At 66.5% G+C, this 12,162-nt stretch carries 13 protein-coding genes and 1 pseudogene; 6 read left to right on the top strand and 8 right to left on the bottom strand.

What is annotated here, in order from left to right:
* Positions 1-19: 19 nt before the first annotated feature.
* Positions 20-574: a hypothetical protein gene (locus AXW84_RS25685; protein WP_236943221.1), complete on the top strand. Its 555-nt coding sequence runs from the start codon at positions 20-22 to the stop codon at positions 572-574.
* 163 nt (positions 575-737) lie between these two features.
* Positions 738-3,065, top strand: a complete 2,328-nt coding sequence (gene bglX / locus AXW84_RS01730; protein WP_071889750.1) for a beta-glucosidase BglX — start codon at positions 738-740, stop codon at positions 3,063-3,065.
* A 34-nt stretch (positions 3,066-3,099) separates the two neighbouring features.
* On the opposite strand, the gene AXW84_RS01725 is transcribed toward bglX, so the two are convergent.
* Positions 3,100-3,372 carry a hypothetical protein gene (locus AXW84_RS01725; RefSeq protein ID WP_068227828.1) on the bottom strand — a complete coding sequence of 91 codons (273 nt, stop codon included), beginning with the start codon at positions 3,370-3,372 and terminating at the stop codon, positions 3,100-3,102.
* 339 nt (positions 3,373-3,711) lie between these two features.
* Between AXW84_RS01725 and pxpB the strand changes: the two genes are divergently transcribed.
* The 4 genes from pxpB (at position 3,712) to AXW84_RS01705 (ending at position 8,464) form a co-directional block, all read left to right on the top strand.
* Positions 3,712-5,352, top strand: a complete 1,641-nt coding sequence (gene pxpB, locus AXW84_RS26475; RefSeq protein WP_442905593.1) for a 5-oxoprolinase subunit PxpB — start codon at positions 3,712-3,714, stop codon at positions 5,350-5,352.
* On the top strand, positions 5,342-6,340 hold the full coding sequence (locus AXW84_RS01715) for a biotin-dependent carboxyltransferase family protein (protein WP_068227826.1): 999 nt from the start codon (positions 5,342-5,344) through the stop codon (positions 6,338-6,340). Before pxpB ends, AXW84_RS01715 begins: the two co-directional genes overlap by 11 nt.
* 154 nt (positions 6,341-6,494) lie before the next feature.
* Positions 6,495-7,268, top strand: coding sequence for a LamB/YcsF family protein (locus AXW84_RS01710; RefSeq protein ID WP_068227824.1), 774 nt, complete (start codon positions 6,495-6,497; stop codon positions 7,266-7,268).
* Positions 7,268-8,464 carry an NRAMP family divalent metal transporter gene (locus AXW84_RS01705; protein ID WP_068227821.1) on the top strand — a complete coding sequence of 399 codons (1,197 nt, stop codon included), beginning with the start codon at positions 7,268-7,270 and terminating at the stop codon, positions 8,462-8,464. Before AXW84_RS01710 ends, AXW84_RS01705 begins: the two co-directional genes overlap by 1 nt.
* Before the next feature lie 81 nt (positions 8,465-8,545).
* Here the strand turns inward: AXW84_RS01705 and AXW84_RS01700 are convergent, their stop codons facing one another.
* The 7 genes and pseudogenes from AXW84_RS01700 to AXW84_RS22935 all read right to left on the bottom strand — a co-directional run bounded on the left by AXW84_RS01700 (position 8,546) and on the right by AXW84_RS22935 (position 12,120).
* Positions 8,546-8,818 carry a hypothetical protein gene (locus tag AXW84_RS01700; protein ID WP_068227819.1) on the bottom strand — a complete coding sequence of 91 codons (273 nt, stop codon included), beginning with the start codon at positions 8,816-8,818 and terminating at the stop codon, positions 8,546-8,548.
* A 151-nt stretch (positions 8,819-8,969) separates the two neighbouring features.
* Complete coding sequence (locus AXW84_RS25675; protein ID WP_236943316.1) at positions 8,970-9,149, bottom strand: fibronectin type III-like domain-contianing protein; 180 nt, start codon at positions 9,147-9,149, stop codon at positions 8,970-8,972.
* 222 nt (positions 9,150-9,371) lie between these two features.
* Positions 9,372-9,980 (bottom strand): annotated as a pseudogene (locus AXW84_RS25670) (glycoside hydrolase family 3 protein); the annotation flags it as partial.
* 81 nt (positions 9,981-10,061) lie between these two features.
* Positions 10,062-10,895, bottom strand: coding sequence for a glycoside hydrolase family 3 protein (locus AXW84_RS25665; RefSeq protein ID WP_236943315.1), 834 nt, complete (start codon positions 10,893-10,895; stop codon positions 10,062-10,064).
* 80 nt (positions 10,896-10,975) lie between these two features.
* Positions 10,976-11,347 (bottom strand): hypothetical protein, encoded by a 372-nt coding sequence (locus tag AXW84_RS25660; protein WP_236943220.1) that lies wholly within the window; start codon positions 11,345-11,347, stop codon positions 10,976-10,978.
* 100 nt (positions 11,348-11,447) lie between these two features.
* Positions 11,448-11,948 carry a hypothetical protein gene (locus tag AXW84_RS01690; protein ID WP_068227817.1) on the bottom strand — a complete coding sequence of 167 codons (501 nt, stop codon included), beginning with the start codon at positions 11,946-11,948 and terminating at the stop codon, positions 11,448-11,450.
* A 52-nt stretch (positions 11,949-12,000) separates the two neighbouring features.
* The gene (locus tag AXW84_RS22935; RefSeq protein ID WP_204248414.1) at positions 12,001-12,120 is read right to left on the bottom strand and encodes an alpha/beta hydrolase-fold protein; all 120 of its coding nucleotides are present in this window, start codon (positions 12,118-12,120) and stop codon (positions 12,001-12,003) included.
* Positions 12,121-12,162 lie beyond the last annotated feature (42 nt).

The raw sequence follows: 12,162 nt of genomic DNA, 5'->3' as shown, positions 1-12,162 counted from the left end.
CGAAACCGACCTGGGCCGGGTGAGCGCCGTGCGCGCCGTGCAAATCAACTACGCCGACCAGGACGCGGAATTCCTGGGCAAGCAGCTGGGCATCTACCACCAGTACAAGCTTTTGTACTCGCTCGACGGGCAGAAATGGCAGCTATTGGTGGACAAGAGCCGCAACAAAACCGACGTGCCGCACGACTACGTTGAGTTGCCCAGGGCCGTGCAGGCGCGTTATTTGAAGCTCGAAAACGTGCACATGCCCACCGGCAAGTTTGCCCTGAGCGGGCTGCGGGTGTTTGGCAGCGCCGGGGGCCCCAAGCCGGTGGCGGTGCGCGAATTTGTGGTGCTGCGCACGGAGCACGACAAGCGCAGCGCCTGGCTGAAGTGGGCCCCGGCCAGCGACGCCTACGCTTACAATATTCGCATCGGCATTGCGCCCAATAAGCTCTACCACAGCATTCTGGTGCACAGCCAAACCGACTACTACTTCAAAGGCATGGACAAAGACCTGCCCTATTATTTCACCATCGAAGCCGTGAATGAAAACGGCGTCGGCCACGCCACCAAGGTGCAAAACGCGCCGTAACCCACATTAGCGTGGACGCTGCAAGTCCGCGACGAGCGCAGCGAGTGGGACGGTAGCCCGTTCAACTCCAGCCGTTCAACTTTACCACTCGCTGCGCTCGTCGCGGACTCGCAGAGGCCACGCTACACAACAATGCCAACTTACATCCCTACCCTTCTTACTCATGACCCAATCCACCCGTATTCGCACGGCCCTTTTCTTACTCACGCTGGGCCTGGGGGCCCTGCCGGCGGCGGCCCAGCAGGCGGCCGCGCCCAAAACCGCGCTGCCCGCGGCCGACGCCAAAATGACGGCCTTCGTTGACAACCTGCTGGGCAAGATGACACCCGAGGAGAAAATCGGCCAGCTCAACCTCGTGTCCGTCGGCTTCGACGTGACGGGGCCCGTGGTGAGCAAGGACGTGGACGCCAACATCCGCAAGGGCCGCGTGGGGGCCGTGCTGAACACCTACACGCCGGTGGCGGCGCGCAAGCTCCAGGCCCTGGCCATCAAGGAGTCGCGGCTGCACATCCCGCTCATTTTGGGCTACGACGTCATCCACGGGCACCGCACCATCTTCCCGGTGCCGCTGGGCCTGGCCGCGTCGTGGGACCTGCCGGCGATGGAAAAAACCGCCCGCATTGCCGCCGACGAGGCCAGCGCCGACGGCGTGAACTGGGTGTACTCGCCGATGGTGGACATTGCCCGCGACCCGCGCTGGGGCCGCATCATGGAGGGCAGCGGCGAAGATCCCTACCTGGGCTCACAGATTGCCCGGGCCATGGTGCGCGGCTACCAGGGCCCCGACAACGACATGACCCGGCCCGACCGGGTGATGGCCTGCCTCAAGCACTTCGCCCTATACGGGGCCGCCGAGGCCGGGCGCGACTACAACACCACCGACATGAGCCTCCAGCGCATGTACAACGAATACCTGCCGCCCTACAAGGCGGCAGTGGAGGCCGGCGTGGGCTCGGTGATGTCGTCGTTCAACGACGTGAACGGCATCCCGGCCACGGCCAACAAGTTCCTGATGACCGACCTGCTGCGCACACAGTGGGGCTTCAACGGCTTCGTGGCGACGGACTACACCGCCATCAACGAGCTGGAAGCCCACGGCCTGGGCGATGATAAAAAGGTGTCAGAGCTGGCCCTGAAGGCCGGCATTGACCAGGATATGGTGGGCGAGATTTTTCTGAATAACCTGGCGAAAAACCTGGCCGACGGCACCGTAACCCAGGCCGACATTGACCTGGCCTGCCGCCGCGTGCTGGAAGCCAAGTACCGCCTCGGCCTGTTCACCGACCCCTACCACGGCGTGAGCGAGAAGCGCGCCAAGGCCACGCTGATGAAGAAGCAGTACCTGGCCGACGCCCGCGACGTAGCCCGCCGCAGCTTCGTGCTGCTCAAAAACGACAAGCAAACCCTGCCCCTCAAAAAGACCGGCACCATTGCCCTGGTGGGGCCCCTGGCCAACCGCCAGCGCGACATGATCGGGAGCTGGAGCGGCGCCGGCGACTGGAAGCAGGCCGTATCCGTCGAGCAGGGCCTGCGGGCCGCCGCGCCGGGCGTGAAGATTATAATGGCCCAGGGCGCCAACGTGGCCGACGACCAGCAGATGATTGACCGCCTGAACGCCCACGGCGGCGAGCTGAACATCGACCCAAGGGCCCCCGAGGCCCTGATTGCCGAAGCTGTGGCCGCCGCCCAGAGCGCCGACGTGGTGGTGGCCGTGGTGGGCGAAAGCCAGGGCATGACCGGCGAGGCCGCCAGCCGCGCCGACATCGGCCTGCCCGGCCGCCAGCTCGACCTGCTCAAGGCGCTGAAAGCCACCGGCAAACCCCTGGTGGTGGTACTGCTGAACGGCCGCCCCCTGACGCTGCCCTGGGAGGACCAGCACGCCGACGCCATCCTTGAAACCTGGTTTGCGGGCACGCAGGGCGGCCACGCCGTGGCCGACGTGCTGTTCGGGGCCTACAACCCGGCCGGCAAGCTCACGGCCACCTTCCCGCGGGCGGTGGGCCAGATTCCGATCTACTACAACCACAAAAGCACCGGCCGCCCCTACGCCGGCGTGAAGCTCGACAAGTACAAGTCGCGCTACCTCGACCTGCCCAACGACCCGCTCTACCCCTTCGGCTACGGCCTGAGCTACACCACGTTCACCGTGTCCAAGCCCACGCTCAGCGCCGCCAGCATCGGCATGGCCGGGGCCCTGGACGTGGCCGTGACCGTGCAGAACACCGGCCAAGCCGACGGCGAAGAAGTGGTGCAGCTATACCTGCGCGACGTGGTGGGCACGAGCAGCCGCCCGGTGCAGGAGCTGAAAAACTTCCAGAAAGTGCTGCTCAAAAAGGGCGAAAGCCGCCAGCTCACCTTCCACCTCACGGTGGAGGACTTGAAGTTCTACAACAACGATTTGAAGTTTGTGGCCGAGCCCGGCGAGTTCCAGGTGATGGTGGGCAGCAACTCGCGCGACGTGCAGATGGCCTCGTTCATGCTTACGCAATAAGGCCCCGGCGGGCCGAGCGGGGCGAAAAATATTTTTATTCGTGCGGGCGCGACACCAGGCTTTGATGCATTTGGTTGACATCGGGGCGGCTGTGCTGGATAAATTTCTGGCCCAGTTCCTTGGTGTCGCTCACTACATATGGGCCTTTATATCCGCCGGGCTCGCGCACGGCAGCACCAACTACTTTGGGGCGTGGGGCGGCGGGCGTGGCCGAGCGCAGCGGCTTAGCGGGAGCCGTTTGGGCGCGGGCGGGGAGCAGCAGGGCCCCCAGGGCCAGGCCGGTTAGCAGGGTTAGGATGGTTTTCATTGGTTGGAAAATGAAAGGTGAAAGCGCACGCAAAGACTCAATTCCGGTGGCTGGGCTACGTGCCTTTTGCGGCAACCCGGGGCCCCTGGGCCGTTGGCCGTGCTGAAGGTAACTAATAACCAGCCAAGCAGTAAGCGGTTACGCCCAAGCAAGAACTTGGCGAAAGGCAGTTGCGCGCACGCCAAGTGCGCACAATTGCCTTTCGCAATAGGTTGATGGACTTGTCAAAAGGCCCGGTGGACATTGTTCCGCCGGGCCTTTTGCGTTTGGGGAGCCCGGCCGCAGTGGGGCCTCGGCCGTATGGCGGGCCAAGACTACCTGCTTAATGCAACCGAAAAAATGACGAACCGCTGGAGTTTAACGGGCCGCCGGGCCTTGGTCACAGGCGGCAGCAAGGGCATCGGCTGGGCCGTGGCCGACGAGCTGCTGGCCCTGGGCGCCGACGTGCTGGTGGCCCGCAACGCCGACGAAGTAGCCGCCGCCGTGGCCGCCTGGACGGCCCAGGGCCCGCCCGCCGCCGGCGTGGCGGCCGACGTGAGCACCGAGGCCGGCCACGCCGCCATCTTCGCCGAAGTGCAGGCCCGCGGGCCGGGGCTCGACTTGCTCATCAACAACGTGGGCACCAACATCCGCAAGGCCTTCAACGCGTACTCGCCGGCCGAATATCAGCGGCTGTTCAGCATTAACCTATTCAGCATCATGGAGATGCGCCGGGCCGCCTACCCGCTGCTGAAGGCTTCGGCCCACGCCAGCATCGTGAACGTGGGCTCGGTGGCCGGGCGCTTCGACGTGGGCACCGAGGCCCCCTACAGCCTCACCAAGGCCGCCGAGGAGCAGTTGGGCCGCAACCTGGCCGTGGAGTGGGCCCCCGACGGCATCCGCGTGAACACGATGGCGCCCTGGTTCGTCCGCACGCCCCTCACCGAGCCGCTGATGGCCCAGCCCGACTTCCAGCAAAAAATTGCGGCCCGCCCCCCCCCTCGGCCGCGCCGGCGAGCCCGCCGAAATTGCCGCCGCGGTGGCCTTCCTCTGCCTGCCGGGCGCTTCGTACATCACCGGCCAGTGCCTGCTCGCAGACGGCGGCATGAGCGCCAAAGGCCTGTAGTACAGGCGCTGCGAGTTCGCGCGGTTGAACGGCCACCGAACGGTTATCGGCAGGACGAAGCGAACGCCGCGGACGCGCAGCGGCCACGCCACCCCATCTTTGCAGCCACTAGAACCCGCCCCGTGCCGTACCCGCAACCCACTGCTGTTTCTGCGCCGCCCGGGGGCCCCGCGCAGCTGTATCCGCTGGGCGATGCGGCCGTGGTGGTGCAGTTTGGCGACGCCATTAGCCCGGCTACGCACGCGGCTATTCAATCCTTTAACTCGTACTTGACGCAGCACCCCTTCGCGGGGCTGCGCGAGTGCGTGCCCGCCTTCACCACCCTCACCGTGTACTACGACCCGTGGCTGGTGAGCGACGGCGGCCGGCACCAACCCTACGAGCAGGTAGCGGAAACGCTGCGCGAAATGCTGGCCGCTGTGGGGCCCCCAGCGGCCGCGGCGGCCGCCGATTTAGTAGAAATTCCGGTTTGCTACGGCGGGGAGTTTGGGCCCGATTTGGCGTTCGTGGCCCGCCATGCTGGCCTTTCCGCGGCCGAAGTAATTGGCCGGCACGCGGCCCCTGAATACCTCGTGCACCTGATTGGCTTCGCGCCGGGCTTCCCGTATTTGGGCGGGCTCGACGCGACCTTGGCCACGCCCCGGCTGGCCCAGCCGCGCCCGCGGGTGCCGGCCGGTACGGTGGGCATCGCGGGGCCCCAAACCGGCATTTACTCGCTGCCCACGCCCGGCGGCTGGCAGCTCATCGGCCGCACGCCGCTGCGGCTGTTCGATGCCGCGCGGGCCGCCCCCAGCCTGCTGCACGCGGGCCAAACCTTGCGCTTCGTGTCCATCAGCGCGGCGGAGTACGCCAGCACCCAGCAGCATGAGCCTTAGCATTTTGCACCCCGGCCTGCTCACCACCGTGCAGGACCTCGGCCGGCCCGGCTACCAGCAAGCCGGCGTGCCCGTGGGCGGCGCCCTGGATGCCGTAGCCCTGCGCGTGGCCAACCTGCTGGTGGGAAACCCCGCAGGCGCAGCCGGCCTAGAAATCACCCTCCAGGGCCCCCGCCTCCGCTTTGACGCGGGCACCCTCCTGGCCCTCATCGGGGCCGACCTCTCCCCCACCCTCGACGGCCAGCCAATTGGGATGAACCGGCCCGTTTGGGCCCCCGCTGGCGCGGAGCTGGCCTTCGGCGCGCCACGGGCGGGCTGCCGGGCCTACTTGGCGGTGGCGGGCGGCGTGGCCGTGGCGCCAGTACTGGGCAGCCGCGCCACCTACCTGCGCGCCGGGCTGGGCGGCTGGCACGGCCGCGCCCTGCGCACCGGTGATGCGCTGCCCATGGGCGAGCCGTCGCCCATCGGCCAGCGGCTCTTGGCAGAATTACCTGAAAACCAATTTGCTATATCCCAGGCCACATGGACGCCGGGGCCCCAGCTGTGCCCCGTCCCGCGCCCCAACCCCGTCATCCGCGCCGTGCGGGGGCCCGAGTACGGGCAGTTTGCGGCGGCGAGCCAGCGGGCGCTTTGGGAGGAGCCGTTTGCCATCACGGCCGCGGCCGACCGCATGGGCTACCGGCTGCAAGGCCCGCCGCTGGTGCGGCTGACGGACGCGGAGCTGCTGTCGAGCGCCGTGACGTACGGCACGGTGCAGGTGCCGCCCGGCGGCCAGCCCATCGTGCTGCTCGCCGACCGCCAAACCACCGGCGGCTACCCGCGCCTGGCCCAGGCCATCACCGCCGATTTTGGGGCCCTGGCGCAGGCCGCCCCGGGCCAGGCGCTACGCTTCCGGGAGGTTACCTTGGCCGAGGCGCAGGCGCTGTACCTTGCGCAGGAGCGCGCCATCCTGGCCTTGCAGCGGGGTATTTGGCTTAGGTTTGCATAGCACTCAGAATGAATTAGGCAGTCACGCAAATAGGCGGTCATGCAGCGCGCAGCGCAGCACCTCTATTGCTCAACTAATCATTTACTGCCGCAGTAGAGATGCTGCACTGCGCGCTGCATGACCGTTTTTAGTTGACGTTTTTTATTCTTTTTTAATGACTTACTCCGTTGACCTGAACTGCGACATGGGCGAGAGCTTCGGGGCCTGGGCCCTGGGGCAGGACGCGGCCGTGCTGCCCTTCGTGACGTCGGCCAACATTGCCTGCGGCTTCCACGCCGGCGACCCGGGCGTGATGCGGCAAACCGTGCGGGCGGCCCTGAGCCACCACGTGGCCTTGGGCGTGCACCCGGGGCTGCCCGATTTGGTGGGCTTTGGGCGGCGTAATATGGATATTTCGCCCGAAGAGGCCTTTGATATGGTGGTCTACCAACTGGGGGCCCTGGGGGCCGTGGCGCGGGCCGAGGGTGGGCGGCTGCACCACCTCAAGCCCCACGGGGCCCTCTACAACATGGCCGCCACCAACGCCGCCCTGGCCCAGGCCATTGCCGAAGCCGTGCACCGGGTGCAGCCCGAGCTGGTACTCTACGGCCTGGCGGGCAGCGAATTAACCAAGGCCGGCGAGCGGCTGGGCCTGAAAACCGCCCACGAAGTATTCGCCGACCGCACCTACCAGGCCAACGGCACCCTGACGCCGCGCCGCCAGCCCGACGCCCTGGTAACCGACGCCAATGCCGCCCTGGCCCAGGTGCTGCGGATGGTGCGCGAGGGCCAGGTACGCAGCCAGCAGGGCCCCGACGTAGCCATCCGGGCCGATACGGTGTGCCTGCACGGCGACGGGCCCCACGCCCTGGAATTTGCCCAGCGGCTGCACGGGGCCCTGCGCGAGGCGGGGGTGCGCCTGGCGGCCGATTTCAGTGGCGCGCACTGATGGGGGCAGGCAAGCGGTGGTTCGGCGGGGCCAGCCTGGGGGCGGCGTTTCTAATGGCCAACTCGTCCATCGGGCCGGGGTTTCTCACGCAGACGACGGTGTTCACCCAGCAGCTGCTCACCAGCTTCGGGTTCGTGATTCTGGTATCGGTGGTGCTGGACGTAGGCGCCCAGCTCAACACCTGGCGTATTCTCACCGTCAGCGAGTTGCGGGCCCAGGACCTGGCCAACCGGCTGCTGCCGGGGCTGGGCTACTTCCTGGCGGCGATGGTGATTCTGGGCGGCTTTGCCTTCAACATCGGCAACATTGCCGGCTGCGGGCTGGGCCTGAACGTGCTCACGGGCATGAGCTTCGCGCACGGGGCCCTGGTGAGCTGCGCGGTGGCCCTGACCTTGTTTTGGGTGCAGGAAATCGGCAAAATGCTCGACGGCTTCACCAAAATCCTCGGCACGGTGAAGATTCTGCTCACGCTCGGCATTGCCTTCAGCGCGCACCCGCCGCTGCTGCAGGCGCTGCACCACACGGTGCTGCCGGCCCACATCAGCGCGGCGGCCATCGTCACCATCGTGGGTGGCACGGTGGGCGGCTACATCACGTTTTCGGGGGCCCACCGGCTGCTCGACGCGGGCATAAAGGGGCCCGGGCAGCAAGCCGAAGTGACGCGCAGCGCCGTCAGCGGCATCGTCATTTCCACCGTCATGCGGTTCGTGCTGTTCCTGGCCATCGTGGGCGTGCTCAGCCACGGGGCCGTGCTGGACAAGGACAACCCCGCGGCGGGCGTGTTCCGCTCGGCGGCGGGCGAGGTGGGCTTCCGCATTTTCGGGGTCATTTTGTGGAGCGCGGCCATCTCGTCGGTGGTGGGCGCGGCCTACACGTCGGTATCGTTTTTCAAGACGTTCCACCCCGTCTTTGCCCGCTACGAGCGGGCCTGCATCTCCGTGTTTATCATTCTGTCGACGGGCATTTTCGTGCTCGTTGGCAAGCCGGCGCAACTGCTGGTGTTCGCGGGGGCCGTAAACGGGCTGATTCTGCCCATAGCGCTGGGCATCGTGCTGGTGGCCGCCACCAGCCGCCGCCTCATGGGCGCCTACCGCCACCCGCGTTGGATGCTGGCCGCTGGCTGGGCGGTGGTGCTCATCATGGGGGCCCTGAGCGTGCCCGTGCTAATGGAGCAGGTGGGGGCCCTGCTGCGGTAGCTGGCGCCAGGTCCCCACGCAAAAAGCCCCGCCGCAAATGCTTGCGGCGGGGCTTTTAAACAGAGCGGAAACGGCTGGTGGTTAGTCGCGCGGCTTCACTTTCATCTTGTTGCGCTTGCCTTTCACCTTCGCATCGGCGGGTACGGTGACGGTAGCGGGGTCAGCGGTGGTCGTGGTCGACTCGGTAGTCGTGGTGGACGACGGAGCCGGGGTCATGGCCGGGGCCGGGGTCATCGCCGGGGCCGGCGTGGTGGGTGCCGTCGTTTGCTGGGTGGTGGTAGTAGTGGTTTGGGCGCTGGCCGAGTAGCTACCGGCGATGCACAACAGGGCGAGGAGAACGAGTTGCTTTTTCAAGGGAATGAAGGATTTGGTGAACGAATCCGCACCAACAAAGTGCGGGTTTTGAATTGCCCTAAACGGCAACGGCTAGAAAAACATTGCCTTTGTTCACTTTTATTTCATGAATCTTCGTGCTTTTCTTTCATTTTGGGCCCCAGCGGCGCCGCTATTGCACGGTGATGCGCTGCTTTTGGTCGCCAATTTTCAGGTCAAAGTCACCGGTTTCGAGCACGGGCTCGCCGGTGGGGCCCGCGTAGGCCAGCTCCGATACAGGCAGGGTGAAGGTGACGGTTTTGGTTTCGCCGGGCCGCAGCGAAACCTTGTCGAACCGGCGCAGGCGGCGCACGTCGGGCGCAATCTGGGTGGCCACCAGGTCAGACGAGTACAGCTCCACGGCCTCCTTGCCCGCGCGGGGCCCCGTGTTGGTGACCTGCACCGTGACGGTGAGCTGGCCGGTTTTGAGCAGCGTGGCCTGGTCCACAGCCAGGTCGTGGTAGCGGAAGGTGGTGTAGCTCAGGCCCGCCCCGAACTCGTACTGCGGGTTGTAGTCGGCCTCGTAGTTGTGCACGCCGGCGGACTTGGTTTGCTCCTCCGAATACTTGTGGATGTACGAGCCCAGGGCGTTGGGGTAGCGCGGGTAGGTGTAGGGCAGCTTGCCCGAGGGGTTCACGTCGCCAAAAAGCACGTCGGCGAGGGCGTCGCCGCCGAAGTTGCCGGGCAGGTAGCCCTGCACCACGGCCTACATGCCCGGCTCAAAGCGGCTGATGACGCGCGGGCGGCCCTCGGTGAGCACCAGCACCACGGGCTTGCCAGTGGCGGCCAGGCGCTGGGCCAGCTGGGTTTGCAAGTCGCTCAGGTACATGTCGTTGAGGTCGCCGGGTTTTTCGGCGTAGGAGTTTTCGCCCAGGCACAGCACCACCACGTCGGCGGCCTGGGCGGCGGCCACCGCCTCGTCGAGACGGTCGGCGCGCTCGGCGTAGTACTTGGCGTTGGGGCTGGGGTCGTAGCTCACGCCGGGCACGTAGGTCACGTTGGGGGCCCCCACCTTGCCGCGCACCGCGGCCAGAATGGTGTGGTACTTGCCGGTGAACTCCGCCGCTTTCTCGCCCTGCCACGAATAGCTCCAGCCGCCGTCGAGGGTGCGCATGGCGTCGGCGTTGGGGCCCGTGACGAGCACCTTGGCGGTCTTTTTCAGGGGCGGCACGTTCGCCTGGTTTTTAAGCAGCGTTACGGCCTCGGCCCCCGCCTGGTACGAGGCCTACTCGAAGGCCGGGCTGCCGAACTCGGGGTAGTCCTTGGGGTTGGTCATGGGCCGCTCAAACAAGCCCGATTCCATTTTCACCCGCAAAATGCGCCGCGTGGCATCGTCGATGCGGCGCTGGGCCACCTTGCCTTCGTGCACCAGCTCGGTGAGGCCATCGCAGAACTGCTCGTACTGGTAGGGCGGCATCGACATGTCAATGCCCGCGTTGATGGCCAGCATAATGGCCTCCTTGGGCGTGGCGGCGAGGTGGTCGCGGGTTTGCAGGTTTTCGATATCCTGCCAGTCGGTCACGACCAGGCCCCGGAAGCCCAGCTTTTCCTTCAATAGCTTGGTTACCAACTCGTAGTTGGCGTGCATGGGCACCCCGTTCACCAACCCCGAGTTTAGCATAATCGTATGGGCGCCGGCCGCGATGGCCGCTTTAAAAGCCGCCAGGTGGTACTCGTACAGCGCCTCCGTGGAGAGGTAGGCGTTGGTGCGGTCCTTGCCCGCCTGCGTCACCTGGTAGCCCAGGAAGTGCTTGATGGAGGCCGCTACGTGCTCGGGATGGCCGATGTCGTTGTGGGCGCCTTCATAGCCTTTCACGGTTTGCACGCCCATCTCGGCCCCGAGGTAGGGGTCTTCGCCAAACGTCTCCCACTGGCGGGGCGAGCGCGGGTCGGGGCCCAAGTCGAGCACCGGCGAAAACACCCACGGAATGGCGCTGGCGCGGGTTTCGTAGGCCGTAATTTCGCCCCCCCGGCGCACCAGCTCGCGGTTGCGGGTGGCGGCCTGGGCAATCTCCTGCGGAAAAAGCGTGGCCCCGGCCGTGAACGTCTCGCCGTGAATGGCGTCGATGACGTAGGACAGCGGAATTTTCAGGCGGTTTCCCGCATCGCCACGTCCTGCGCCGCCCCAATGATGCCGTACTAGGTAGCCGGCGGGCAGGCGCGGTTGTTGGTGGAGTTTTGCAACGAGCCGATGTGGTACTTCACCACCACGTCGCGCAGCCGGGCCGGGTCCAGGGCGTAGGGGGCGTCGGCCGAGGTGCGGCTTTTGCCCTTGCCCACCACGTCGAGCGTCACCTGGGCCATCTGGCCCACCTTTTCTTCCAACGTCATTTGGGCCAGCAGCGCTTCTACGCGGCGGTCAATTTCGGCCGGGGCCAGGGCCTGGTATAGGCGGTTGGCGCACGAGGTTTTGGTGGGCTTGGTTTTGGTTTTAGGGGTGGGTTGGGCCTGGGCGCCGGCAGCGACGGCCGCCAACAGCAGGCCCGCAAGGGCCGAACGAAAACGGAACATACAGTGAAACAAGGGGGTAGGAAAAGCGGAACGATTTGCGACCCGAAAAGTAAGCCGCTCGGCTCCCACTTTCTGGCACTCTTTTGCTGTTTAGTTGCCCTTATTCATCATTTTTGGGCGAGGTGCCGGGGCCCTGTTCAAACTGCAACCGCTGGTTGAAGAAGGGCAGCAGATTCTGGTAGATGCGGCCGTCGCGGCCCATTACGTGGTTGCCGTGGTTGCCCGCGTAGGCCTCGGCCGAGTGCGGCACCCCGTAGGCCGCGAGCTGGGCGCTGAGCATGCGGCACGCCACCGGAATGTGCTGAAACTGGTCCTGCTCGCCCCAGTCGAAGGCCAGGCCCCGGAGCTGGCGCAGGCTGGCCAAGTACTTCGGCACCAGCTCGTAGGGCGAGGCAGCGCCCCACTGGGCCAGCACGGCGTCGCGGTGGGCCAGGCTGTCGGCCCCAGCCGCCCACGGCAGCGCGGCCCCGAACGCGCCCCGGCCGGGCGTGGACGAAAACGCGCGGGCCTGGCCCACGATGCGGACGGCGTTGAAGTCGTTGCCCAGCGCGGCCCGCGACGCGACCCGGCCAGCCACCGCTTGGCCCGGCCGGCCGGCCATCCACTCGGCGTGAGGCGCGGCGAAGGCGGGGCTGAGGGCATAAGGCCGCGGCTTAGGCGCCGGGGCACTGCATGGCCAGCCGCAGCGTGCTGTTGCCGCCCATGGAGTGCCCGGCCAGGCCCCGGCTCGCGGGCCGGGCCAGGGTGCGGAAGTGTTGGTCAACGAAGGCCACCAGTTCGCGGGCCGTGAAGTCGGCCCAGAAGCCATTGGAAAG

Source organism: Hymenobacter sp. PAMC 26628 (genome assembly GCF_001562275.1).
Classification (GTDB): Bacteria; Bacteroidota; Bacteroidia; order Cytophagales; family Hymenobacteraceae; genus Hymenobacter.
Note: the sequence above shows the minus strand (reverse complement) of the source record. Positions and strands in the feature narration are given on the sequence as shown.